Here is a 25,083-nt window from a genome sequence, read left to right as displayed (position 1 = left end):
CTCAGGAGAATCGGTGGTGTGTCAGAAGGCTTGATCGTTCCCACGCTCTGCGTGGGAACGCATGTTGCGACGCTCCGCGTCGCCGGGACGCGGAGCGTCCAGCACGGCATTCCCACGCAGAGCGTGGGAACGATCAAATGCGGCGTTTCGGATGCTTACAAAATCCGCACCCGCAACGACTTGCCCTTGATCTTGCCGTTGTTCAGACGCTCCAGCGCCTGCTTGGCGATGCTGCGCTCGACCGCCACATAAGCCTGGAAATCGAAAATCGCGATCTTGCCGACCTGAGTGCCCGGAACACCCGCTTCGCCCGTCAGCGCGCCAAGGATGTCGCCCGGACGAAGTTTGTCCTTGCGGCCCGAGCCGATGCAGAGGGTCGTCATTGGGGGCAGCAGCTTGCCGCCTTCTTTGCGCGTCAGCTGGTCGTACTGTTGCCAGTTAAGAGACGCTTTCTGCAGTTCTTCCACGGCGCGTGCACGCTGGCTTTCGCCCGGCGCAACGAGACTGACGGCGATGCCGGTCTCGCCCGCGCGACCGGTCCGGCCAACGCGGTGAATGTGGATTTCCGAGTCACGGGCCAGCTCGACGTTGATCACCATGTCCAGGGCATCGATGTCCAGACCGCGGGCCGCCACGTCAGTTGCAACCAGCACCGAGGTGCTGCGGTTGGCGAACATCGCCAGCACCTGATCGCGATCACGCTGCTCCAGGTCACCGTGCAGGCCCACGGCCGACATGCCTTTGGCGGTCAGGTGATCGACCACTTCCTGAACCTGCTGCTTGGTGAAACAGAACGCCACGCAGGACTGCGGACGGAAATGGTCGAGGACCTTCACCACCGCTTCCAGGCGTTGCTCAGGGGAAATTTCGTAGAAGATCTGCTCGATCTGGCTGTCGGCGTGCAGCGCTTCGACCTTCACGGTCTGCGGATCGCGCATGAACTTGGAGGCCAGTTGCTTGATGCCGACCGGGTAGGTGGCGGAGAACAGCAACGTCTGACGGCGCTCCGGGGTCTGCTCGATGATGTCCGCGATCGAGTCATAGAAACCCATGTCGAGCATGCGGTCGGCTTCGTCGAGGACCAGCGTGTTCAGGCCGTCCAGCACCAACGAGCCTTTGCGCAAGTGCTGCTGGATGCGGCCCGGCGTGCCGACGATGATGTGCGCGCCGTGCTCCAGCGAGCCGATCTGCGGGCCGAAGGACACGCCGCCGCACAGGGTCAGGACCTTGATGTTGTCTTCGGCGCGGGCCAGACGACGGATTTCCTTGGCGACCTGATCCGCCAGCTCACGGGTCGGGCACAGGATCAGTGCCTGGCAGCCGAAGTAGCGCGGATTGATCGGGTTCAGCAGGCCGATACCGAAGGCCGCCGTCTTGCCGGAGCCGGTTTTGGCCTGGGCAATCAGGTCCATGCCCTTGAGCATCACCGGCAGGCTCTGCGCCTGAATCGGCGTCATCTCGGCATAACCAAGGGATTCCAGGTTAGCCAGCATGGCAGCGGAAAGGGGCAGTGAATTGAACGCGGTGTTAGTCACAAGGGTGGCCTGCAAAACAAAATGTCGCGCAGTGTATCAGGTCGCGGGCCCTGCCTTGGGGGCGCGGGCGATAAATGGTGGGGGAATTGGGCGGTTCATTTTTCGCGTTTGTCCTGTAACCATCGGTTCCCTGTGGGAGCGAATTCATTCGCGAAAAGTTCTAAGGCCGACAGACATGTGTCGGATGCACCGGCCTCTCGCGAATGAATTCGCTCCCACAATAGATCCGCGTTTAGCCAGCGGATCGCATCACGCCTCGATTTCCGGCTCGGTCTGTGGCTTGCGTGGCGGAATTTCCGGTGGCATGCGCGGTGAAAGCTGCAGGAAAATCGACGCCGCCAGCATGGCCAGCACGCCCACGCACAGGAACGTCAGCTGGAAGGCACCCAGCACGCTGCTGACCTCGCCGGTCGACACGTCGTCCGTAAACCCGCCCAGCAACGCGGCCGCGCAGGCGACGCCCAGGCTCAGGGACAACTGAGCCACCACGGAAAGCAGGCTGTTGCCGCTGGCTGCGCTGGCGTCATCGAGATCGATCAGCGTGACCGCATTCATCGCCGAGAACTGCAGCGAGTTCACACCGCCCAAAAACGCCAGATGAATCAGCAATACCCAGTACGGCGTGTCCGCATCGACCAGCGCCATGCTCGCCAGCAGGATCCCGAGCAGCAGCGTGTTGCCGGTCAGGACAATACGATACCCCAGGCGCTCGATGGCCCGGGTGGCCAGCGGTTTGGCGAACATTGCCGCCAGCGCCAGCGGGATCATGCTCATCCCGGCGTGGGAGGGCGAGTAACCCAGCGCCACTTGCAGCATCAATGGCACAAGAAAAGGCAGCGCACCGCTGCCCAATCGTGCAAACAGATTGCCCATGATGCCGACGGCGAAACTTCGGGTGCGAAACAGCGAGGCCGAAAACAGCGGCGACTCCACGTGCCCGGCGCGCAACCAGTACGCGGCCAGGCACGCCATCCCGCCGAACAGCAGCATCACCACGCGCAGGTGCGGCAGACGCAGTTCGCCCAAGCCTTCCAGGGCGATGGTGATCAGCACCATCGATGCGCCGAACAGCGCAAACCCCACTAGGTCGAAACGTGTTCGACCGCCACCCTGTAGGTCCGGGATGAACTTGCGCACGGCGAAGCACCCCAGGATGCCGACCGGAATGTTGATCAGAAAGATCCAGTGCCAGCTCAAGTATTCCACCAGCCAACCGCCCACCGTCGGACCCATCAGCGGGCCGAGCAGGGCGGGCATGGTGATGAAGCTCAGGATGCGCACCAGCTCGGTTCGCGGGTAAGCGCGCAACACGATCAACCGGCCCACCGGCATCATCAGAGCGCCGCCCAGACCCTGCACCACCCGCGCGGCAACCAGCATGCCGAGGGAGTTGGCGGCCGCACACAGCAGCGAGCCAAAGCTGAACAGCAAGATGGCGCTGAAGAAAATGCGCTTGATCCCGAACCGGTCGGAAATCCACCCCGACGCGGGAATCAGCAAGGCGATCGTCAGCATGTACGCGATGATCACCGACTGCATGCGCAGCGGGTCTTCGGACAGCGAACGGGCCATGGACGGCAGGGCCGTGTTGAGAATCGTGCCGTCCAGGCTTTGCATGAAAAACGCAATGGCGATGACCCAAGGCATCCAGCGCAGGGTTCGGGCGTCCAGTGGCGGCGTCGAGGTCGGCATGTGAAGTTCGAGGTCCTTACGGGTTGTGTATAACTTGGGGAAGTCTCGCAGTTCCTGTAGAGGAGCGCGCTTGGTCTGGGCCGCACTCGGACGATTGCGGTGTGTCAGGCGACATCTACATCACAGGCCCACCGCAATCGCGGGCAAGCGCGCTCCTACATGGATTGCGTCTGGCTAGAGGGTCAACGTCAGCCTGTTCACCAATGCGCCCGGCAGCAGATTCGAGGCTGTCTGACGTTGACTGTAGGTACTCGCCGACAGGATGAGTTCCCTTTCACTCGTCAATTGTTCGAGTGCGCTGCCCAGCAGACTGAAAAGACTGTCGTCGAAGCGCATGGTGCTCACGGGCGCCTTGATCTTGCCGTTCTCCACCCAGAACGTCGCAAAGCGGGTCATCCCGGTGATTCGTCCGGCGGTGCGGTCGGAGAAGTTCAGGTACCACAGGTTGCTGATGTACAGCCCGGTGCCCAGCGCCTTGAGCACATCGTCCAGGGCCAACGAGCCGCCGTTCATGCTCAGCGCGCTGGGCGATTCGCCCCAGCCGGCGCCGTTGGCGGTCAGGTTGTACTCGGCCGCGCTGCGTGAGTCGATCAGGCGATCCTTCGCAACACCGTCGACCACCAGCGACAGGTCGGCGCGTGGATAACCTTCACCCGAGAACGCTGGCGACAATGAGCCCGTGACCTGCTCACCCAGGCTCACCAACGGATTCAGCGTCGCATGGCCGTCATAAAGACGCTGCAGCGGACTGGTCTTGTCCGCCAGCGATTGCGCCGAGAAACCGCCCCAGCACAGCATGCTCATGACTTCTTCCAGTGCCGCAGGCGCCAGATACGCCCGGTATTGACCTGGCGGCAGCGGGTGCGAAGGATGCCCCAGAAACTCCAGCTGCTCGCGGGCAAGGGCGAAGCGTCGGGCGAATGCCTCGTCGTCCCACGCATGACCCGCGTAATTGGCCTTCACGGCCTGACCGTTTTCGTGGAACAGGCTCCAGTCAACGTTAAAGCTGTTTGCCTGATGCCAACCCAGCGCGCCGCTGGAGCTGGCGAATCCGCGATAGATCGGCCCGGCGGCGTAGATGCCGACCAGGTCCAGGCCTTCGCCCAGTTGCGCGATCTGTTCGACCACACGGGCACTGTCGGGCAACGGCGCGTCCTGGACATTGCTGCTTTGCCAGGCGTCGTCGTTGAGCAGCAGATAAGGGTCGACCGGCAGCAGCGTCAGGGTTTCGCGAAGTTGGTGCAGTGCTTCGTTCAGGCGCTGACGGTCCACGGTTTCGTCGCCGGACAGTGTCAGGTTCAGGTCGGCGTGCCGACCGTCTTCGATCAATTTGAACTGCAGGCTGGCCTGCTGCACGTGACCGGCCTGGCGCACTTTGGCGTGGTTGAACCGAATGAAATCCGACGCCTCGGCGTTGTAGCTCAGGGTGAAGCGTTCCTGGGGCGTGACAGCGCCGCGCAGCCAGTCGGCCAGGGCATTGAATCGGGCTCGATGGGACATCAGGCGTCACCTCCAAAAACATCGACGTTGGCAAATACGCAGGCAGGCGAGGCATGGCCGACGCGCACCACCTGATTGGGCTCGCCTTTGCCGCAGTTCGGCGTGCCGAGGACCTTGAAGGTGCTCGCGTCGCCAACGGCGCTGAGGTTGCGCCAGAACTGCGCGGAAATGGCGCGGTAGTTCGGGTTTTTCACCACACCCTTGAGCTCGCCATTCTCGATCAACTGACCCCATTCACAGCCGAACTGGAATTTATTGCGCGCATCGTCGATCGACCACGAGCGGTTGGTGCTCATCAAGATGCCGTGCTCGATACCGCTGATCAGTTGCGCCATCGATTGATCGCCCGGCTCGATGTTGAGGTTGGCCATGCGGTCGATGGGCGCGCGGTTCCAGCTACAGGCGCGACTGTTGGCAACGCCTTCCATGCCAGAACGGTATTGCGACAGCGCGCCGCCCAGAGGGCGTTCGAGGATGCCGTCCTTGATCAGGAACTGTTTGCTGGCGGGTGTGCCGTCGTCGTCATAGCCATAGCTCGCCAGTTGCTCGGGAATCTCCGGGTCGAAGGTCACGTTGAGCAGGTTCGAGCCGTATTGCAGGGTGCCGAAGTCGCTGGCTTTGACGAAGCTGGTGCCGGCGTAATTGCGCTCGTCACCGAGGATGCGGTCCAACTCCAGCGGATGGCCGATGGACTCATGGATTTGCAGGATCATCTGGTCCGGCGTCAGCAACAGGTCGCGAGGGCCGGTCGGGGTGTTGGGTGCCAGGATCAACTGCAGCGCCTGATCGGCGACGTTGGCCGCCGCCCCAATGATGCCGCAGGAGGTGATGACTTCCGCACCGCCTTGCTGGCCAAAGTTCTCGCGGCCCAGGCTGCGGGTCTGGCTGTCTTTGCCGTCGTAGGCCGTGACGCTGAGACCGGGGAATACAAAGCGCTGAGCCTGACGGATCTCGGCGCCGGCACTGTTGAGGTAGATCTGTTCGACGTTTTCGAGCCCCAGGCTGACTTGCCAGTTGACCAGGCGATCGTCCTTGGGCACGGACGCGGATTCGCTGCCGAGCAGGGCATAACACTCACTGAGCGACGGGAAGGCGCTGGTCAGGTTGGGTGAGAGGTAGTCGGCGCGGCTGGTCGCGACCGCCTGCTCGCGCAGGTCGAGCAGTGAGTACGGGGCGAGCATGCGGGCCTGAGCTTCGGCCCGTTCGAGCGCGGCCTGTAAACCCTGTTGCGAGAGGTCGTTGGTGGCCGCATACGCTTCGACGCCACGGATGCGCACGGTGAGCATCGCGCCTTCATCGGTGCTCAGTTGCGGCGGCTCGGCGACGTTCTTGCGCACGGACAGGTGCTGACTGGTCTGTTTGACGTAGCGCAGGGAGAAAAACTGGGCGCTGCTCTGCAGGGCGGCGAACCGCTGCTTGAGTTGAGCGGAGAAGTCGAACATGCAGGAAGGCTCCTTGGCGATTCGGACAGGCAATGGTCCGAATCATAGCGCGCTTGAGCCTTCGGGCGGAGAGCTAAGAAGGGTATGCATCGGCTGTACCGACCTCTTCGCCACCGTCGTAACCTCCGGCAGCTCCCACAGGATAATGCTCAGCAACCAGAAATTCGCCGCTGAGCGAGTCTCGCGTCAGAGGAAATCCAGTGTGTCACACACTCTCTGTAGGAGCTCCCACAGGATAATGCTCAGCACACAGAAATTCGCCGCTGAGCGAGTCTTGCGTCAGACGAATCCAGTGTGTGACGCACTCTCTGTAGGAGCTGCCGGAGGTTACGACGGTGGCGAATGCGTAGTGTCAGCCACCCTCAATGCTGCAGTGCTGATGCATTCGCGAGCAAGCTCGCTCCCACAGGGTTGGGGTTCTGTCCCGGGAAGCGAGCGGTTGGCTCAGCGCGCAGTTTGGGCAGCTTCACGCATCGGCTTGCCACGCGCCGGTGCATCGCCTGCGACGAAGTACTTCGCGGTGCTGCGCGGCAACGGCGCGCGACCACGGATCTTGTCGGCGATTTTTTCGGCGATCATGATCGTGGGCGCATTCAGGTTGCCGGTGGTGATGATCGGCATGATCGAGGCATCGACCACGCGCAGGTTCTGCATCCCGTGCACACGGCCTTCGCTGTCGACCACGGCCATTTCATCCGTGCCCATCTTGCACGAGCAGGACGGGTGATACGCCGTCTCTGCGTGTTCACGGACGAACTGGTCAAGCTGCTCGTCGGTCTGCACCTCGATGCCCGGGCTGATCTCGCGACCCCGGTACTTGTCCAGCGCAGGCTGCTGCATGATTTCGCGGGTCAGGCGGATGCCGTCGCGGAACTCCTGCCAGTCCTGCTCGGTGGCCATGTAGTTGAACAGAATGCTCGGGTAGTCGCGCGGGTTCTTGGACTTCAACTGCACGCAGCCGCGACTCGGCGAGCGCATCGAGCCCACGTGGGCCTGGAAGCCATGTTCCTGAACGCCTTTGCTGCCGTTGTAGTTAATCGCCACCGGCAGGAAGTGGTACTGAATGTTCGGCCACTCGAACTCTTCGCGCGAACGAATGAAGCCGCCGGCCTCGAACTGGTTGCTGGCGCCGATGCCTTTGCCCAGGAACATCCACTCGGCACCGATGGCCGGCTGGTTCCACCACAGCAGCGAAGGGTACAGCGAGACCGGCTCTTTGCAGGCGTATTGCAGGTACATCTCCAAGTGGTCCTGAAGGTTTTCGCCCACGCCAGGCAGGTCGTGAACCACCGGAATATCCAGCTTTTTCAGCAGCGCGGCAGGGCCTACACCGGATCGCTGAAGGACCTGAGGCGAGGCAATCGCGCCGCTGCACAGCAAGACTTCCTTGCGCGCACGGGCTTCGACGCGGGCGTCGCTGTCGCCAACCAGGTACGCCACGCCCACGGCGCGCTTGCCCTCGAATAGGATGCGATCAGTCAGCGCGTGGGTGACGATGGTCAGGGTCGAGCGCTTCTTGGCTTCGTCCAGATAACCGCGTGCGGTGCTGGCGCGACGACCGAACGGGGTGACCGTGCGATCCATCGGGCCGAAGCCTTCCTGCTGGTAGCCGTTGAGGTCTTCGGTGCGCGGATAACCCGCCTGAACACCGGCTTCCACCATCGCGGCAAACAGCGGGTTGTTGCCCGCTTTAGGTGTGGTCACGCTGACCGGGCCTTCGCCGCCATGGTAGTCATTCGGGCCGATGTCGCGGGTTTCAGCCTTGCGGAAGTACGGCAGGCAGTCGAGGTAGGTCCACTCTTCCAGCCCTGGCAATTTCGCCCAGCCGTCATAGTCCATCGCGTTGCCACGGATGTAGCACATGCCGTTGATCAGCGATGAGCCGCCCAGGCCCTTGCCACGACCGCATTCCATCCGGCGGTTGTTCATGTGCGGCTCGGGCTCGGTTTCGTAGGCCCAGTTGTAGCGACGGCCCTGAAGCGGGAACGCCAGCGCGGCAGGCATTTGGGTGCGGAAGTCGGCGCGGTAATCCGGGCCGCCGGCTTCGAGCAGCAGGACGGTGACGCCCGCGTCTTCGGTGAGACGGGCTGCCAGGGTGTTACCGGCAGAGCCGGCGCCAATGATGATGTAATCGAATTCCTGAGGCATGAAATCCTCCGTTCAGAAAGTTGTGGCGGGGGGGAGATGCGATCTGGAACCTGTAGGAGCCGGCTTGCTGGCGAATGCGTCACGTCATTCGACATCGGTGACTGACTCACCGCGTTCGCCAGCAAGCCGGCTCCTACACGTATATCGGCGCTGCCTCAGCGGCACCGATGATGCGTCGGTCAGAACACCGACGCGTAATCACCGAGCTCGACCTGTACCGATTTGATGCGGGTGTACTGCGCCAGCGAGCTGATCCCGTTCTCACGACCCACGCCCGATTGCTTGTAGCCGCCGACCGGCATCTTCGCGTCGGATTCGCCCCAGGCGTTGATCCAGCAGATACCGGCTTCCAGTTGGTGAATCACGCGGTGGGCGCGGTTCAGGTCTTTGGTCACGATGCCGGCGGCCAGACCCATTTCGGTATCGTTGGCGCGGCGGATCACTTCGTCCTCGGATTCATAACTGAGGATGCTCATGACCGGGCCGAAGATCTCTTCTTTGACGATGGTCATGTCGTCTTTGCAGTCGGTGAAAACGGTCGGCGCAACAAATGCGCCTTTGGCGAATTCGCCCTCGGTCAAACGATCGCCACCGACCAACAGGCGTGCGCCTTCATCCTTGCCCTTGGCGATGTAGCCCAACACGCTTTCCATGTGCGCGAAGCTCACCAGCGGGCCGAAGTTGGTGTTGTCATCTTCCGGGTTGCCGACGCGGATGCGATTGACGCGTTCCAGAATCTTGGCTTCGAATGCCGACTTGAGTGCGCCCGGTACGAACACCCGCGTGCCGTTGGTGCAGACCTGGCCGGAGCTGTAGAAGTTGGCCATCATGGCGATGTCGGCGGCGCGATCCAGGTCGGCGTCGTCGAAAATGATCAGCGGCGACTTGCCGCCCAGCTCCATGGTCACTTCCTTGAGCGACGAACTGGAGGCGCTGGCCATGACTTTCTTGCCCGTGTCGGTGCCGCCGGTGAACGAGATTTTCTCGATACGCGGGTGCTCGGTCAGCCAGGTGCCGACTTCGCGGCCGCTGCCGGTCAGGACGTTGAACACGCCGTCGGGCAAGCCGGCTTCGGTGTAGATCTCCGCCAGTTTCAGCGTGGTCAGCGAGGTGACTTCGCTCGGCTTGAAGATCATCGCGTTGCCCGCAGCCAGTGCTGGCGCGGATTTCCACAGGGCGATCTGGATCGGGTAGTTCCAGGCGCCGATGCCGACCGTCACGCCCAGCGGCTCGCGGCGGGTGTAGACGAAAGAAGAGCTGCGCAGCGGGATCTGTTCGCCTTCGATCGCCGGGACCAGACCGGCGTAGTACTCCAGCACATCCGCGCCGGTCACGATGTCGACGTATTTGGTTTCGGAGATCGCTTTGCCGGTGTCCAGGGTTTCGAGCGCGGCCAGCTCATCGTTGCGCTCACGCAGGATGTCGACAGCGCGACGCAGAACGCGCGAGCGCTCCATGGCGGTCATGGCAGCCCAGATTTTCTGGCCCTTCTCGGCGCTGGCGACAGCGCGCTCCACGTCGGCCTGACTGGCCCGTTGGACCTGGGCAAGCACTTCGCCGTTGGCCGGGTTGATGGCTTCGAAGGTCGCGTCGCTGCTGGCGTCGACGTAACCACCGTCAATGTAGAGTTTTTGCAGTTCGAAACGGGCCATAAAGTCCTCGCAGTTGTCTGTGAATGACGGTGACCGAGTGCGCTGAGCGCAGTGCCGGTCGATGTCGGGCGGCTGTGTCAGCGTGCCGCTTTTGCCAATTGGAAATCCATGTATTCGTAGGCGAGTTGTTGCGCCTGTTCGGTGTCGAAGGCATCGCCGGAAAGCGCGCCGCGCAACCACAGTCCATCGATCAGTGCCGCCAGGCCGCGGGCTGCGGTGCGTGCGTCATCCAATGGCAGCACGCGGCGAAACTGGCAGCACAGGTTGGAATACAGGCGGTGATCGTTGATGCGCTGTAACCGGTGCAGCGACGGTGAATGCATGCTGGTGGCCCAGAACGCGAGCCAGGTTTTCATGGCCGGTCCGTTGACCTGACTGGCGTCGAAGTTGCCCTCGATGATGACTTTCAGATGCGCCCGGGGGCTGTCATCGGTCAGTGCCTGTCTGCGTGCTGCAACGTTGATGATCAGTGCATTCATCAGGTGGCGCATGGTCGCTGCGATCAGGCCGTTCTTGTCCTGGAAGTAGTGACTGATGATGCCGTTGGAGACGCCCGCCAGTTTGGCGATCAACGCGATGCTCGCATCGCCCATCCCGACCTGATCGACGGCCGAAAGCGTGGCCTGAATCAGCTGCTGACGACGAATGGGTTGCATACCGACCTTGGGCATCTGTGAGTCTCCGTGGCTCGCCGGGTGATCGTGAAAGACTGAAAAACGGCCCCCAGTCTAGTGCTTTTTGATTGAACGTTCAATCAACAAAAAATGATGGGCGTGCGGAAAGGCCCTGCAAGCCTCTGATTCCGTGCCTTAAGCCAATCACCTGTAGGAGCGTGGCTTGTCCCGCGATCTGGTGCGCAGCGGCAGTAAATCCATCCACCTTGAGGGTGTCAGGCACACCGCATTCGCTGGGCTTTGCTGCCGGTTCCCGGCAGATCGCGGGACAAGCCTCGCTCCTACAGTTTCCGACGTCGCGCTTACCGGATTGCTGATCGTTCCCCTGTAGGAGCGCGCTTGCCCGCGATGAGGTCGGCACATTTAACATCGTTGGCGCCTGACACTACGCAATCGTCCGAATGCGGCCCAGACTAAGCGCGCCCCTACAGTCGGGTGGTGCGTTTAGCCGTGATTTTTACCGAGCAGCGCGTGGTACAGCTCGCTGTCACCCAGGATGCCGACCAGTTTGTTGTTCTCTTGCAGCACCAGCTTGTTGCCGGTGTGGTAACGAATCTGCAGCGCTTCACGCATGCCGATGTCCGAGTGCACGACGGTCGGTCGACGGCCCAGGTTCTCAACCGCCTGACCGGGTTCCCAGCTCTGCAGGTCAACCGCCGCGCCGTGCTGGCGCAGGCCTGTGATCGTGTTGCCGTCTGCCAGATCGATCCAGGAATCGTCGCCTGGGTCCAGGCACACTTGCGACCCGTTGATGCGGGTGCAATCGGTGATCGGACGCATCAGGCTGCGGCCACACAGAACGTTGAGCGGGTTGGTATGGGCGACGAAGGTGCGCACGTATTCGTCCGCAGGGTTCAGCACGATCTCTTCCGGCACGCTGTACTGGATGATCCGGCCGTCCTTCATGATCGCGATCCGGGTGCCCAGCTTCAGGGCTTCGTCCAGGTCGTGGCTCACGAACACGATGGTCTTGTTCAGCTTCTTCTGCAGGGCCAACAGTTCATCCTGCAGGCCTTGGCGGATCAGCGGGTCGAGCGCGGAGAACGGTTCGTCCATCAGCAGGATGTCGGCGTCCATTGCCAGCGCGCGGGCCAGGCCCACACGCTGCTGCATGCCGCCGGACAGCTCGTCAGGCTTCTTGTTACGCCATTGGGTCAGGCCCACCAGCTCGAGTTTCTCGTCCACCAACTGGCGACGTTCCTTCTCGGGGCGACCCTGCATTTCCAGACCGAAGCTGATGTTCTCGCGAACGGTCAGCCACGGCATCAGGGCAAACTTCTGGAACACCATCGCGATGCGCTTGGTGCGCATCATTTTCAGTTCAGCCGGGGTGCAGTTGGCGATGTTGATCTGCTTGCCTTCGTGCTCGACGAACAGCGAACCACGGCTGACCGTGTTCAGGCCGTTGATGCAGCGCAGCAGGCTGGATTTGCCCGAGCCGGACAAGCCCATCAGCACGCAGATTTCGCCTTTGTTGATTTCCAGGCTGGCTTTTTCCACGCCAACGATCTGGCCGGTTTTCTTCAGGATTTCTGGCCGCGCCAGGCCCTGATCCAGCAGCTTGAGAGCCTCGCGCGGGTCTTTGGAGAAGACGACGTCTACCTGGTCGAATTTGATGATGCTCATGCGTCCGCCCTCACTTTAGCGTCGGGTTGTTTGCAGATACGGTCGAGCATGATCGCCAGCAATACGATCGCAAGGCCTGCTTCGAAGCCCAGTGCGATATCAGCAGTGTTCAGTGCGTTGACCACAGGTTTGCCCAGACCGTCGGCACCCACCAGCGCTGCGATCACCACCATCGACAGCGACAGCATGATGCACTGGGTGATACCGGCCGCGATGCTAGGCATGGCGTGGGGCAGTTCGATTCGGGACAGCAGTTGACGGCGGGAGCAGCCGAAGGCCTTGCCGGCGTCGAGTAGTTCTTGCGGGACATCGCAGATGCCCAGGTAGGTCAGTCGGATGGGTGCGGCAATCGCGAACACCACCGTCGAAATCAGACCCGGTACCACGCCCAGCCCGAAGAGGGTCAGGGTTGGAATCAGGTAAACGAACGTCGGCACCGTCTGCATCAAGTCGAGGACGGGACGCATGCAGGTGTAAAACATCGGTTTGTGCGCGGCAACAATGCCCAGCGGCACGCCTATCACCACGCAGACCAGGGTGGCGAACAGCACCTGGGCGAGGGTTTCCATGGTTTCCTGCCAATACCCCAGGTTCAGGATCAGCAGAAACGAAATGACGACAAAGGCGGTCAGGCCCCACTTGCGCTGAATGAAGTGTGCAAGCAGAGCAATCAGGCCGATCAGGACAAAAGGATTGAACCAGGTCAGACCGGCGGTCAGTCCGTGGATCATGGTTTCCAGTGACGAGGCGATGGCGTCGAAGGTGCTGGCGCCGTGTTGGGTCAGCCATTCGACAAAGCCTGCGATGTACTGGCCTAGGGGGATTTTATGATCAGTCAGCATGATATCGATTGTCCGCGTGCGGGATGAAAAGAGGACAACAGGCGGGCGAACCCGCCTGCGTGTCGAGTTACTTCGTCAGCTCGGCTTTTGCGGCTTCCAGGCCAGGCTTACCGTCCACTGTGGTGACACCCGCCAGCCAGGTGTCGAGTACTTGAGGGTTTTTCTTCAGCCACGCCTTGGCGGCGGCTTCAGGCTTCATCTTGTCGTCCAGAATGTTGCCCATCAGTTCGCTTTCCATGTCGACGGTGAACTGCAGGTTCTTCAGCAACTGGCCGACGTTGCTGCACTCCTGGGTGTAGCCCTTGCGCGTGTTGGTGGCCACGGTCGCGGCACCGAAGTCGGGACCGAAGAAGTCGTCACCGCCGGTCAGGTACTGGATCTTGAAGCGCTTGTTCATCGGGTGCGGCGCCCAGCCCAGGAACACCACGGCGGTGTCGCGCTTGGCGGCGCGGTCCACTTGGGAGAGCATGCCGGCTTCGCTCGATTCGACGACTTTGAAACCCGCGGTTTTCAGGCCGAATGCGTCTTTGTCGATCATGCTCTGGATCAGGCGGTTGCCGTCGTTGCCAGGCTCGATGCCGTAGATCTTGCCGTCGAGCTCTTTCTTGAATTTGGCGATGTCGGCGAAATCATGCAGGCCTTTGTCGTACAGCGCTTGCGGTACGGCCAGTGTGTATTTGGCGCCTGTGAGGTTGGTGCGCACCACTTCGACGGTGCCGGCGTCGCGGTAAGCCTTGATGTCGTTTTCCATGGTCGGCATCCAGTTGCCGAGGAACACGTCCATGTTTTTGCCATCGGCCAGCGACTTGTAGGTCACCGGTACGGAAATCATAGTGGTCTTGGTTTTGTAGCCCAGAGACTGAAGGACGACGCTGGTGGTGGCGGTGGTTGCGGTAATGTCGGTCCAGCCTACATCAGAAAAATTGACTGTCTTGCACGCCTCGGGCTCTGCGGCCTGGGCCAGCAAGGGCAGACTCAGCGCAACGCCCAGCAATAGCTTGTGTGAACCTTTCATGGTTGGACTCCTTAGGTGTTTTCTTCTCGTCATCAGTCAGGGCTGACGCGTTTTTGGGTGTCGGCGAGTCAAGTGGGAAAACAGCTCTATCACTGCGTCTGGCGATTGAGTCGACAACGATCATGTAACAGGGAAAAACAAACGCCTACAGGGTGCGTCGTAACCAGTACAGAGGGGGTCGTATCCAGTGTCAGTGACGTCGCTTACAGATTTTTTCCCCGGTCGCCGAATGGTTTTCGAGTGTCGATGCGGCAAAAAGTGTCGAAAACAGTGGCTCTTCTTCTGGGGGATGTGCTCCTGGAGGCTTCTGCGTAGCCGCGACGTTCGTGGACAAGAGTGGGTCGGTGTGAGACGCCGCCCTTCGAGATAAAAGGCTGATGATGCCGCCATCTCGACGGATAGCAGCTTGAGCGTAGCAGTTCCGTCGCCGGCCGCTTGGCGCGCCGGGAACCCTGTTTTGCGGAGGTTTGCGGTTAATGGCTATCAGCGTGTTCGACCTGTTCAAGATCGGTATCGGCCCTTCCAGTTCTCACACCGTGGGGCCGATGCGCGCAGCGGCGTTATTCGTTCAAGGCTTGCGTGAACGCGACCAGTTGGCGTCGGTTTCGCGCATTGAAGTGCGCCTGTACGGATCACTGTCAGCCACCGGCGTCGGGCACGGCAGCGACAATGCCGTGATCATGGGCTTGATGGGTGAATGGCCTGACGCAATCGACCCGACGCTGATCGGTCAGCACATTGCCGAACTGCGTGAAACCGACACCCTGAAGCTCAACGGCGATCACCCGATCGCTTTCGTCTGGCAGCGCGACATGCAGCTGATCGACGAAAACCTGCCCTTTCATCCCAACGCCATGACCTTGATCGCCTTCGATGTGAGCGGCGAGTTGCACCGCGACACCTACTATTCGGTGGGCGGCGGGTTTGTGGTCGATGAAGCGCAAGCCGCCAGCGGCGTGCTGGACATGGACAACACTGCGCTGCCTTACGATTTCTCCAGTGCCGATGAGCTGTTGATGCTGTGCGAAAAACACGGCCTGCGCGTCTCGGAACTGATGATGGCGAACGAGAAAGTCTGGCGCAGCGAAGAGGAGATTCGCTCCGGCCTGATGCGCTTGTGGCGCGCCATGCAGGACTGCGTGGAGCATGGCCTCAAACATGAAGGTATTTTGCCGGGCGGCCTGAACGTGCGTCGGCGTGCAGCGCGCCTGCACCGCAGCCTGCAAGAGCTCAACAAACCAAACGTGATCGGATCGACATTGAGCGCCATGGAATGGGTCAACCTGTTCGCCCTGGCGGTCAATGAAGAGAACGCGGCGGGCGGGCGCATGGTGACGGCGCCTACCAACGGCGCGGCGGGGATCATTCCGGCGGTGCTGCATTACTTCGTCAAATTCAGCGATGAAGTCAGCGAAGCCAACGTGGTGGATTATTTCCTGGGTGCCGCATCGATCGGCATCCTGTGTAAGAAAAATGCCTCGATCTCAGGCGCCGAGGTGGGGTGTCAGGGTGAAGTGGGTTCGGCGTGTGCCATGGCGGCGGCCGGACTGGCGGACATCCTCGGTGCGACCCCGGCGCAATTGTGCAACGCCGCCGAAATCGGCCTGGAACACAACCTGGGTCTGACCTGCGATCCGGTCGGCGGCCTGGTTCAAGTGCCTTGCATCGAGCGCAATGCCATTGCCGCCGTAAAGGCGATCAATGCCGCACAGATGGCGCTGCGTGGCGACGGCAATCACTTCATCTCGCTGGACCGGGTGATTCGCACCATGCGCGACACCGGCGCTGATATGCATGACAAATACAAAGAGACCTCGCGCGGCGGGTTGGCGGTCAGTGCGGTTGAGTGCTGACCTGTGACTCGGCGGCGCTTGTTCCGACGCTTTCGTGAGCTTGCCCACGAAAGCGTAAGGCGGGGGCGCGCTGGATACTGAGCGGCCACCTCAAACGGTTCTGCTCGCTTTTGAATCACGTTTCAAACCCGCCGCTGCCTTTTGGCGCGTGAGCCTTGTGGACATGGCGCAAAGCCATGCTGCACACGCGTTCACAGGCCTGCCGTCGGTCACCCGTGCTTGGGGTGACACTCGTCAGCGTCAGAGATTTCGGCAATTCACACAAGTGCTACCGAATTGCTCATCCCTCCCTTTGTTTCCGTGGCTTCGGGATCGATAGGTCGCTATCGGAACAGCCATGTCGCTCCCGAATAGACGCATCGCGACGTCGCAATCAGGGTTTATTGAATGCCCATTCAACTTTAGGCATGGCATTTGCGTTGCAATAGCAAAGCTCTCCACTGACGAGAGCCAAACAACAAGAGCCTCTAACTGGGGCCATCAACCGCTTTATGTGTGAGGAGATACCGTGATGACTTCGTTCAACTCCGGGGCTCAACCCCAGAACCGTGCGCCTCAATCCATCGGCTTTCTGCTGCTGGACAATTTCACACTCATCTCGCTCGCATCTGCGGTTGAGCCACTGCGCATGGCGAACCAGTTGTCCGGTCGTGAGCTGTATCGCTGGACCACCCTGAGCGTTGACGGCGGCCAGGTCTGGGCCAGCGACGGTCTGCAAATCACCCCTGATGCTTCGATGCACAAGGCGCCGGTGCTGGACACCGTGATCGTTTGTGGCGGCGTCGGTATTCAACGCACTGTGACCCGTGAACACGTGAGCTGGCTGCAGAGCCAAGCGCGTCAGTCCCGTCGCCTCGGCGCCGTGTGCACCGGCAGCTGGGCGCTGGCCTGCGCCGGTCTTCTGGACGGCTTCGATTGCAGCGTGCACTGGGAATGTCTGGCGGCGATGCAGGAAGCTTTCCCGCGTGTTGCCATGAGCACGCGCCTGTTCACCCTCGACCGTAACCGCTTCACCAGCTCCGGCGGCACCGCCCCGCTGGACATGATGCTGCACCTTATCAGTCGCGATCACGGGCGTGAGCTGTCCGCCGCGATCTCGGAGATGTTCGTTTATGAGCGCATTCGTAACGAACAGGATCACCAGCGTGTGCCGCTTAAACACATGCTCGGCACCAACCAGCCGAAGCTGCAGGAAATCGTGGCGCTGATGGAAGCCAACCTCGAGGAGCCCATCGACCTTGACGAACTGGCGGTCTACGTTTCGGTTTCCCGGCGTCAGCTTGAAAGGCTGTTCCAGAAATACCTGCACTGCTCGCCATCGCGTTATTACCTGAAACTGCGCCTGATCCGTGCGCGTCAGTTGCTCAAGCAGACGCCGATGTCGATCATCGAAGTCGCCTCGGTCTGCGGCTTCGTGTCCACGCCACACTTCTCCAAGTGCTATCGCGAATACTTCGGCATACCTCCACGCGACGAACGCGTAGGCTCCAACACCGCGCAACAAGTGGCGATGATGCCGATTCCTCAGGCCATGGTCCTGGCACCGCTCTCCGGCCCGCTGTCGGCACTGAGCCAGGCGCGCAACGAATCGACGTTTGCGAGTGTGAGGTTGTAAAAAGCGGCGCTTCAAACGGTAGGAGCCGGCTTGCTGGCGAATGCGGGAGGCCAGTGACGGATGGCGTCGCTGACAAGACCCGGTTCGCCAGCAAGCCGGCTCCTACAATGTTTAATGTCGCAGCAGATCGCGATGTTATGCCTGCGTACGAGCTTTGTTATACGTCGCCAACGCCGGCAATAACTGCTGATCAATCGCCTGACGCACCGCTGGCAAGATGGTTGCGCTGCTGGTGAGCATCTTTTCCACCAATTGGCGCAATGCCCGAGCGCGGTCGTCGTTCAAGCCACACACGACCTGTGCGCAGGCTTGCTCAGCGGTGGCGCCGGAAGGCATTTCAAAGCCGATCGCTCTGAGTTGACCCAGTAGATCGTCCTGGTCGATCAGGTCCGCATGCATCATGACGCTCGCTCCTTTTATTGGGATTGAGCCGATTCTGGTAGCGCCGCGCACGCTCGGCAATACCTGTCGTCGGCAATGTCTGGGATACGCAACAGCACGTCGGTTTTGGCTATGTAACCATTTAGTTCATTCGGCATAATCGCCACATTCAAATTGCGCGGGCCACGGTTTGGTCACCCTCTGGGCCGCGCATGTCCCTCAACCCCGGTTTTGTAACGGCTTAACCGGGGCTTTTTTTGCCTGTGATTTGGTTTCCCGTGCGCGGTGGGGCACGAGCGGTCTGCGCAATGGCGGCTGTTTTGTTAAACTCCGCAGCCTTCCAGGAGCCGCCATGAACTACCGTCACGCCTTCCACGCCGGCAACCACGCCGACGTCTTCAAACACATCGTCCTGACTCGCTTGATCGCGCTGATGTCGCGCAAGGAGCAGCCGCTCGCCTACCTCGACACCCACGCGGGTCTGGGTCTGTACGACCTGCAAGGTGATCAGGCCACGCGTACCGGCGAGTGGATCGAAGGCATCGGCCGTTTGTGGGACGCGCACGATGTGCCGCCGATGGCTGCGGGCTATCTGGACGTGATTCGCCAGATGAACCGCAAGACCGGCGAATTGCGCTACTACCCCGGTTCGCCTGAGCTGGCGCGACGTCTGACCCGTGAGCAGGACCGCGTGTTGCTCAACGAGAAACACCCTGAAGACGGCGCGCTGCTCAAGGACAATATGAAATACGACCGCCGCGTGGCGGTGCACCTGGGTGAGGGCTGGCATGTGCCTCGGGCCTTGCTGCCGGTGCAGGAAAAACGCGCGGTGATGCTGATCGACCCGCCGTTCGAGCAACTGGACGAGATGAAGCGCTGCTCGGTCGCGCTCAAGGAAGCCATCGGCCGCATGCGTCAGACCGTTGCGGCCATCTGGTATCCGGTCAAGGACCAGCGTGCGCTCAAGCGTTTCTATCAAGAACTGGCTGAAACCGGCGCGCCGAAGCTGTTGCGTGTGGAATTGCTGGTGCATCCGCTGGACACGCCGAACAGCCTGAACGGCTCAGGCATGGCCATCGCCAACCCGCCGTGGGGGCTGGAGGAGGAGCTGCGTGAGCTGCTGCCTTGGCTGGCCGAGAAGCTGGGCCAGACTCAGGGTGACTGGACGATGGATTGGCTGATCGCAGAGAGCTGATTGCCTGAGGTGCTCGTGTGGCGAACACCGCCGCTGTAGGAGCCGGCTTGCTGGCGAACCGGTGGATCAGTAAACAATATGTTGTCTGACCTGACGCATTCGCCAGCAAGCCGGCTCCTACAGTGTATCGGTGTTGATCCTTAAGCCCGTTTGGCTCAAGCCAGGTTCAGGCTCGGCGGCATGCAAACGCCCGTGCCGCCAATCCCGCAATAGCCTTGCGGGTTCTTGGCCAGGTATTGCTGGTGATACGCCTCAGCGAAGTACACGGTCGGCGCCTGGTCGATCTCCGTGGTGATGTCCCCCAGACCGGCCTTGGTCAGTTCCGCCTGAAACACCTCGGCGCTGGCTTGGGCTGCTTCCAGCTGTTCAGGCGTGGTGGCGTAAATTACCGATCGGTACTGGGTGCCGATGTCGTTGCCCTGGCGCATGCCCTGAGTCGGGTTGTGCAGTTCCCAGAACATCGCCAGCAGCTCTTGATAGCTGACCTTCTCCGGCTCATACACCACCAGCACCACCTCACTGTGACCGGTCAGGCCGGAACACACTTCTTCGTAGGTCGGGTTCGGCGTAAAGCCGCCCGCGTAGCCCACGACTGTGCTTACAACGCCATCACGTTGCCAGAAACGACGCTCGGCGCCCCAGAAGCAACCCAGGCCGAAGATGGCGAATTCGACGTGCTCAAAGAACGGCCCCAGCAGCGGAGTGTCATTGACGAAGTGCTTTTCCGGCAGGGTCATCGGGGTTTCGCGGCCCGGCAGCGCTTGCTGGGCAGTAGGGAGTTCGTTTTTGTTCACAAGGATTTCCGAGCGCAGGGCCATGAGGTAGACCTCTCAGGGACAGGACAACCGACAGGGTTTGTCAGTGAAGGACGTATATGGGGTCAGATTGTGTTGTTACAAATGAAAGGCGACAAGTGTGCCGTACATGGAACGAGCGGGGAAGGGGAGCGAACCTTGGGCGTCAGAGCTGCGGCCCGCGTGGATAGCGCCGCAAGGCGTTGATCAGGTCTTCGCCCGGGATGGGTTTGTCGAACAGATAACCCTGGCCTACGTCGCAGCGGTGGCGACGCAGAAACGCCAGTTGCTCGGCGGTCTCGATGCCTTCCGCGACCACCGTCAGTTTGAGGTTGTGCGCCATGGCGATGACCGCCGAGGTGATTTCCATGTCGTCCTGATCGTCCGGAATGTCGCGGATGAAGCTGCGGTCGATCTTGATCACGTCGATCGGGAATTTCTTCAGGTAACTGAAGGATGAGTAACCGGTGCCAAAGTCGTCCATCGCCAGCGTCAGGCCGAGGGTTTTCAGGGATTCCAGTTGCAGGCGCGTATCCTCGGTCGCTTCCAGCAGCAGGCCTTCGGTGAGCTCCAGCTCCAGCAGCGACGGGTCGAGCTGTTCTTCGCGCAAGATGTTGGCGAGCGAGGTCACCAGTTCCGGGTCGGAGAACTGTTTGGGCGAGACGTTGATCGCCACGTGCAGCTTGCCGTAACCGGCAGCGGTGAGTTGCTTGCTCATGCGGCAGGACTGGCGCGCGACCCATTTGCCGATCGGAATGATCAGGCCGGTCTCCTCGGCGACGCTGATGAACTGGTCCGGTCGGATCATGCCCTTTTCCGGATGGTTCCAGCGCAACAACGCTTCCATGCCCAACAAGCGCCCGGTGCGCAGGCACAGTTTGGGCTGATAGAAGACTTCCAGCTCGTTTTGCGTCAGGGCGCGCCGCAAGTTGTTCTCGACGAACAGCTTGTAGCTGGCCTCGGCGTTGAGCGCTTCGGTGAACACCTGGACCTGATGCTTGCCGTTGGCCTTGGCCTTGTGCAGCGCCAGACCGGCGTTCTTCATCAGGGTTTGCGGGTCACGACCGTGCAGGGGCGCGCAGGCCAGGCCGACGGAGCCCGTCACGCTGATCAGCTGGTTATCGACGAACATGGGCTTGTCCAGCGTGGTCAGCACCTGACTGGCGATACGTTGACCGTCCTCGGGACCGGTGTCGTCGAGCAGCACTGCGAACTCGTTACTGGCAAAGCGCGCGAGAATCCCGGTCGGGCTCAGGCTGTTGCGCAGACGCCGCGCGAGGCTGATCAGCAACTTGTCACCGGTCTGGTGACCGAGGCTGTCGTTGATGCGCTTGAAGTTGTCGATGTCCACCAGCAGCAGGCTGATCGGCGTTTCGATGTCCCGGGCGAAGTGCTCGTCGAGGGTGCGAATGAACGCCGGACGGTTGCCCAGATTGGTCAGGTTGTCGGTGTACGCCAGGCGCTCGATCCGCTGCTGGGAGAGCTTGGCCTGGGTGATGTCTTCGTAGATGCCGATGTAATGGGTCAGCTCGCGGTTGTCGCCATAGACTTTGGAAATCGACAATTGGCCCCAGTACGGTTCGAGGTTCTTGCGACGGCTCTTGAATTCGCCCTGCCAGCTGTTGCCGCTGACCAGGCTTGAATTGGCGTCCAGCAACAGCGAGTTGAGATTTTCCAGCGCGGGGAGTTCCGACAGGCGATGGCCATGGACTTCATCCGCGGTGTACTGGGTGATCTCGGTGAAACTTGGGTTGACGTACTCGACCACGCCATCGCAATTGACCAGCAAAAACGCATTGGCGCTCTGCTCCACGGCACGCTGGAACAGGTGCAGTGCGTTGGTGGCGGTGCGACGATTGTGGTTGTTGATCGCCTGCGCAAACTGGTCGGCCAGCTCGCCCGCAAAGGCGATCTCGTCGGACTGCCAGTCGCGCGCCGTGCCGGTCTGTTCCAGGCACAACACGCCCACGACGTGGCCGTCGATGCGTATGCTGGCGTCGAGAATCGCGTTGATGTCACGCGGCCCGAGGCTTTCGGCCAGTTCACGGGTGCGCGGGTCGAGCTGCACGTCATTGGCGTCGATGGCACGACTGGTGTGCAGCGCTTCCAAATAACTGGGGTAGCGACTGATGTCGATGGCGGCGGGTTTGAAGTAACCGTCGATGTCCCGGCGATACTCGGCGATGGGCTCGAGTGTCTGGCCGTTGAGGTTCCAGATGGCCGCGCGATCAATGTCGTAGATCTCGCAAGCGCTCTTGGTGATCAGCTCGGCGGCTTCCTGCAAGGAGTTGCTGGAGCTGTAGCGATGGCGCGCCAGGCGCAGGATCAGGCTCTGCTGCGCACGAACCCGTTCAAGGTGCTGCAGCTGTTCGTGTTGAGCGCGCTGATTCAGCTCCAGTGCGATCTGCAGGCGCGAGTTCTGAACTTCCAGGTCCGGGCTGAACGCCAGCTCACTGGCGTCGAACACCTCATCCACCACCATCAGATAGCCACGCAGCAGGTGACGGTTGTGCTGCTTGTAGCCTTCTCCGATCTCAAGCAGGCCCAGCGGGCCGCGAGTCGTGTGAAGGGTGTAGCGGATGACGTAATGCGAGTTGCTGGCCAGTTGCATCTGTACGGCATCGTGCAAATGGTAGCGAGCCTCCGGTTCCATCAGGCTGGCATAAGGTGCGCCGATGAGGGCGCACAGCTCCATAGCCGGCATGTCGAACTGCTTTTCGCAGTTGGGATCCAGGTACAGCATCGCCCAGTTGGGTTCATTCAGCCGCTCGAAACGCAGCATGCCGAGCCGCGAGGGCACCGGCAATTGCGTCACGACCTCGGCTGCCGATCGGGCGGCAGCATCAGGTTGGCTTTTCATGAAGGAACTCGCTTTAAGAGTACTGTCGCGGATGGGCAAGGAGCCCATCGTTAAATCGCGTGTCGCAAGGTTGCATCATGGCGAACGGGCTGACAAGTGAGCGCGATGGCTTAGTGCTATAAATCTGTCGGCAAATCGGGGATTAACTAAAGGTTGTTGGTCGGATTTGTCGGGAAAGGCCGGTAAGTGGCTGATGTTGGTGCGTTGGGGTCGCCTTTTCGTCGTGTATGTCTGGTTTTTCGGTGGTGATGTTAAGAGGGGCTCTGGCTAACGCCAGACCTGTTTCGCCTTCGGCGAGTTACTTGATGACCCCAAGTAACCAAGGCGGAACAGTTCTGCCGTTAGGCAGAGCCACAACACAAGCGGCACCACCGAACTCGGCTATACCCCAACCCCAACCCCAACCCCCAAAAACCTGCGCCCAAAAAAAGCCCCGCCAAATGGGCGGGGTTGAGGTACGAGCGTGGCAGCTCGAAAAACAGCGAAGGCCCGTTTCATGGGAAACGGGCCTTGTACGGCTTACAGCAGAATCGTACGGATATCCGCCAGCAAATCGCTCAGACGCTTGGTGAAGCGAGCCGCTGCAGCGCCGTTGATCACACGGTGATCGTAGGAGAGTGACAACGGCAGCATCAGGCGTGGCTGGAAAGCCTTGCCGTCCCAGACCGGTTGCATGGTGGCCTTGGACACACCCAGGATCGCCACTTCAGGCGCGTTGACGATCGGCGTGAAGCCGGTGCCGCCAATGTGACCCAGGCTGGAGATCGTGAAGCAGGCACCTTGCATGTCGTTGGCCGACAGCTTTTTGCTGCGTGCTTTCTCAGCCAGCTCGGCGGCTTCGGCAGCCAGTTGCAGCAGGCTCTTCTGGTCGACGTTCTTGATCACTGGGACCAACAGGCCGTCCGGCGTGTCCACGGCGAAACCGATGTTGACGTATTTCTTGCGGATGATTGCCTTGCCGCTGGGTGCCAGCGAGCTGTTGAAGTCCGGCAGCTCCTTGAGCAGGTGCGCGCAGGACTTGAGCAGCAGAGGCAATACGGTCAGCTTCACGCCCGCTTTTTCGGCGACGGCTTTCTGCGCAACGCGGAAAGCTTCCAGGTCGGTGATGTCGGCCTGATCGAACTGAGTGACGTGCGGGATATTCAGCCAGCTGCGGTGCAGACCGGTTGCGCCCAGTTGCATCAGGCGAGTCATCGGCACTTCTTCGATTTCGCCGAAGCGGCTGAAATCGACTTCCGGAATCGGAGGAATGCCCATGCCGCCGGCAGCGCCGCCAGCAGCCGGTGCATCTTTGGCTTTGGTCATGATGGATTTGACGTAAACCTGCACGTCTTCCTTCAGGACGCGGCCATGTGGGCCGGTCGCCGTCACAGCGCTCAGCTCGACGCCGAATTCACGAGCCAGCTGACGAACAGCCGGGCCTGCGTGAACCTTGGCACCGTCTCTGGCAGGAGCGGCTGCAGGCGCAGGGGCCGCTTCGGCTTTCGGCGCAGGTGCAGCGGCTGGCGCTGCTGCAGGCGCGTCAGCCTTGGCCGGAGCCGGGGCCGCTGCCTGAGCAGGCGCGGCGGCAGGTGCAGCACCGGCCACTTTCAGTTTCAGGATCAGGTCGCCAGTGCCGACTTCGTCTTCGACCTTGACGCTGATGCTCTCGACAACGCCAGCGGCTGGAGACGGAATCTCCATCGAGGCCTTGTCGGATTCCAGCGTGATCAGGGACTGGTCAGCTTCGATACTGTCGCCCACCTTGACCAGCAGTTCGATGATGCGAGCTTTGCCCGACGAACCGATGTCAGGCACATGGATGTCCTGAACGGCGGCTTCGGCAGCAGGGGCTGGCGCGGCGGCAGGTGCAGGCGCTGCCTCAGCCGGTTTTTCAGCAGCAGGTGCTGGGGCCGCTGCGGCGGGCTCGGCAGCAGCTTCGGCAGCAGGAGCAGCGGCAGATTCACCTTCCACTTCCAGCTCGAGCAGCTCGTCGCCTTCTTTCAAGCGGTCGCCGATTTTCACTTTCAGACTTTTGACGACACCGGCCTTTGGCGCAGGGATTTCCATGCTCGCCTTGTCCGACTCAAGGGTCAGCAGGCTCTGATCGGCTTCGATGCGATCGCCAACCTTGACGAACAACTCAATGACTTCACCGTCACCGCTGCCGATGTCGGGTACACGAATTAACTCACTCACAATGTCTCTCCTTAGGAGAACCTGTTCACTCGACTGCGCTGCCGGGAGTGCGACAAAACAGCCTCGGATGCTCATTTACCG

General features: G+C 61.1%; 17 protein-coding genes. 3 read left to right on the top strand and 14 right to left on the bottom strand.

The window, feature by feature from the left end:
• Window positions 1-155 precede the first annotated feature (155 nt).
• From dbpA to AB4N84_RS08030, 10 genes are all read right to left on the bottom strand, one after another.
• Window positions 156-1,535, bottom strand: a complete 1,380-nt coding sequence (dbpA, locus tag AB4N84_RS08075; RefSeq protein ID WP_460045897.1) for an ATP-dependent RNA helicase DbpA — start codon at window positions 1,533-1,535, stop codon at window positions 156-158.
• Window positions 1,536-1,784: 249 nt separating this feature from the next.
• The gene (mdtD, locus tag AB4N84_RS08070) at window positions 1,785-3,227 is read right to left on the bottom strand and encodes a multidrug transporter subunit MdtD (RefSeq protein WP_460045896.1); all 1,443 of its coding nucleotides are present in this window, start codon (window positions 3,225-3,227) and stop codon (window positions 1,785-1,787) included.
• A 174-nt stretch (window positions 3,228-3,401) separates the two neighbouring features.
• Window positions 3,402-4,727, bottom strand: coding sequence for a TldD/PmbA family protein (locus tag AB4N84_RS08065; RefSeq protein WP_460045894.1), 1,326 nt, complete (start codon window positions 4,725-4,727; stop codon window positions 3,402-3,404).
• A complete protein-coding gene (locus AB4N84_RS08060; RefSeq protein ID WP_460045892.1) occupies window positions 4,727-6,169 on the bottom strand; it encodes a TldD/PmbA family protein in 1,443 nt (480 codons plus the stop codon). The genes AB4N84_RS08065 and AB4N84_RS08060 overlap by 1 nt, the downstream gene beginning before the upstream one ends.
• 444 nt (window positions 6,170-6,613) lie before the next feature.
• Window positions 6,614-8,317, bottom strand: coding sequence for a choline dehydrogenase (betA, locus tag AB4N84_RS08055; protein WP_460045890.1), 1,704 nt, complete (start codon window positions 8,315-8,317; stop codon window positions 6,614-6,616).
• A 179-nt stretch (window positions 8,318-8,496) separates the two neighbouring features.
• Window positions 8,497-9,969 (bottom strand): betaine-aldehyde dehydrogenase, encoded by a 1,473-nt coding sequence (gene betB / locus AB4N84_RS08050; RefSeq protein WP_460045888.1) that lies wholly within the window; start codon window positions 9,967-9,969, stop codon window positions 8,497-8,499.
• Window positions 9,970-10,046: 77 nt separating this feature from the next.
• Window positions 10,047-10,640 carry a transcriptional regulator BetI gene (gene betI / locus AB4N84_RS08045; protein ID WP_074751704.1) on the bottom strand — a complete coding sequence of 198 codons (594 nt, stop codon included), beginning with the start codon at window positions 10,638-10,640 and terminating at the stop codon, window positions 10,047-10,049.
• Window positions 10,641-11,087: 447 nt separating this feature from the next.
• Window positions 11,088-12,269: a choline ABC transporter ATP-binding protein gene (choV, locus tag AB4N84_RS08040; RefSeq protein ID WP_074751706.1), complete on the bottom strand. Its 1,182-nt coding sequence runs from the start codon at window positions 12,267-12,269 to the stop codon at window positions 11,088-11,090.
• A complete protein-coding gene (choW, locus tag AB4N84_RS08035) occupies window positions 12,266-13,114 on the bottom strand; it encodes a choline ABC transporter permease subunit (RefSeq protein ID WP_460046961.1) in 849 nt (282 codons plus the stop codon). Before choW ends, choV begins: the two co-directional genes overlap by 4 nt.
• A gap of 64 nt (window positions 13,115-13,178) precedes the next feature.
• Window positions 13,179-14,126 carry a choline ABC transporter substrate-binding protein gene (locus AB4N84_RS08030; RefSeq protein WP_074751710.1) on the bottom strand — a complete coding sequence of 316 codons (948 nt, stop codon included), beginning with the start codon at window positions 14,124-14,126 and terminating at the stop codon, window positions 13,179-13,181.
• 476 nt (window positions 14,127-14,602) lie between these two features.
• Between AB4N84_RS08030 and AB4N84_RS08025 the strand changes: the two genes are divergently transcribed.
• Together AB4N84_RS08025 and gbdR are read left to right on the top strand one after the other, a co-directional pair.
• The gene (locus AB4N84_RS08025; protein WP_460045886.1) at window positions 14,603-15,979 is read left to right on the top strand and encodes an L-serine ammonia-lyase; all 1,377 of its coding nucleotides are present in this window, start codon (window positions 14,603-14,605) and stop codon (window positions 15,977-15,979) included.
• Window positions 15,980-16,490: 511 nt separating this feature from the next.
• Complete coding sequence (gene gbdR, locus AB4N84_RS08020; RefSeq protein WP_346828801.1) at window positions 16,491-17,594, top strand: choline metabolism transcriptional regulator GbdR; 1,104 nt, start codon at window positions 16,491-16,493, stop codon at window positions 17,592-17,594.
• Between the two features lie 135 nt (window positions 17,595-17,729).
• Here gbdR and AB4N84_RS08015 read toward each other — a convergent pair whose 3' ends face one another.
• Window positions 17,730-17,996 (bottom strand): hypothetical protein, encoded by a 267-nt coding sequence (locus AB4N84_RS08015; RefSeq protein WP_460045885.1) that lies wholly within the window; start codon window positions 17,994-17,996, stop codon window positions 17,730-17,732.
• A gap of 331 nt (window positions 17,997-18,327) precedes the next feature.
• Here AB4N84_RS08015 and AB4N84_RS08010 point away from each other — a divergent pair, with 331 nt between their 5' ends.
• The gene (locus AB4N84_RS08010) at window positions 18,328-19,170 is read left to right on the top strand and encodes a 23S rRNA (adenine(2030)-N(6))-methyltransferase RlmJ (protein ID WP_074751717.1); all 843 of its coding nucleotides are present in this window, start codon (window positions 18,328-18,330) and stop codon (window positions 19,168-19,170) included.
• Between the two features lie 155 nt (window positions 19,171-19,325).
• Here AB4N84_RS08010 and msrA read toward each other — a convergent pair whose 3' ends face one another.
• The 3 genes from msrA to aceF all read right to left on the bottom strand — a co-directional run bounded on the left by msrA (window position 19,326) and on the right by aceF (window position 25,002).
• On the bottom strand, window positions 19,326-19,988 hold the full coding sequence (gene msrA / locus AB4N84_RS08005; protein ID WP_460045883.1) for a peptide-methionine (S)-S-oxide reductase MsrA: 663 nt from the start codon (window positions 19,986-19,988) through the stop codon (window positions 19,326-19,328).
• A 142-nt stretch (window positions 19,989-20,130) separates the two neighbouring features.
• Complete coding sequence (locus AB4N84_RS08000) at window positions 20,131-22,824, bottom strand: putative bifunctional diguanylate cyclase/phosphodiesterase (RefSeq protein WP_460045882.1); 2,694 nt, start codon at window positions 22,822-22,824, stop codon at window positions 20,131-20,133.
• Between the two features lie 519 nt (window positions 22,825-23,343).
• Entirely contained in the window at window positions 23,344-25,002 is a 1,659-nt protein-coding gene (aceF, locus tag AB4N84_RS07995; RefSeq protein ID WP_460045881.1) for a dihydrolipoyllysine-residue acetyltransferase, read from the bottom strand.
• Window positions 25,003-25,083: the final 81 nt, after the last annotated feature.

This window comes from Pseudomonas sp. S2_H01, from assembly GCF_054668305.1.
Note: the sequence above shows the minus strand (reverse complement) of the source record. Positions and strands in the feature narration are given on the sequence as shown.

Coding starts and splice junctions, on each gene's coding strand:
- betI (WP_074751704.1), bottom strand. CDS start 10,640: ATGCCCAAGGTCGGTATGCAACCCATTCGTCGTCAGCAGCTGATTCAG.
- betA (WP_460045890.1), bottom strand. CDS start 8,317: ATGCCTCAGGAATTCGATTACATCATCATTGGCGCCGGCTCTGCCGGT.
- AB4N84_RS08030 (WP_074751710.1), bottom strand. CDS start 14,126: ATGAAAGGTTCACACAAGCTATTGCTGGGCGTTGCGCTGAGTCTGCCC.
- AB4N84_RS08065 (WP_460045894.1), bottom strand. CDS start 4,727: ATGTCCCATCGAGCCCGATTCAATGCCCTGGCCGACTGGCTGCGCGGC.
- AB4N84_RS08010 (WP_074751717.1), top strand. CDS start 18,328: ATGAACTACCGTCACGCCTTCCACGCCGGCAACCACGCCGACGTCTTC.
- mdtD (WP_460045896.1), bottom strand. CDS start 3,227: ATGCCGACCTCGACGCCGCCACTGGACGCCCGAACCCTGCGCTGGATG.
- AB4N84_RS08015 (WP_460045885.1), bottom strand. CDS start 17,996: ATGATGCATGCGGACCTGATCGACCAGGACGATCTACTGGGTCAACTC.
- choV (WP_074751706.1), bottom strand. CDS start 12,269: ATGAGCATCATCAAATTCGACCAGGTAGACGTCGTCTTCTCCAAAGAC.
- AB4N84_RS08025 (WP_460045886.1), top strand. CDS start 14,603: ATGGCTATCAGCGTGTTCGACCTGTTCAAGATCGGTATCGGCCCTTCC.
- msrA (WP_460045883.1), bottom strand. CDS start 19,988: ATGGCCCTGCGCTCGGAAATCCTTGTGAACAAAAACGAACTCCCTACT.
- AB4N84_RS08000 (WP_460045882.1), bottom strand. CDS start 22,824: ATGAAAAGCCAACCTGATGCTGCCGCCCGATCGGCAGCCGAGGTCGTG.
- gbdR (WP_346828801.1), top strand. CDS start 16,491: ATGACTTCGTTCAACTCCGGGGCTCAACCCCAGAACCGTGCGCCTCAA.
- AB4N84_RS08060 (WP_460045892.1), bottom strand. CDS start 6,169: ATGTTCGACTTCTCCGCTCAACTCAAGCAGCGGTTCGCCGCCCTGCAG.
- betB (WP_460045888.1), bottom strand. CDS start 9,969: ATGGCCCGTTTCGAACTGCAAAAACTCTACATTGACGGTGGTTACGTC.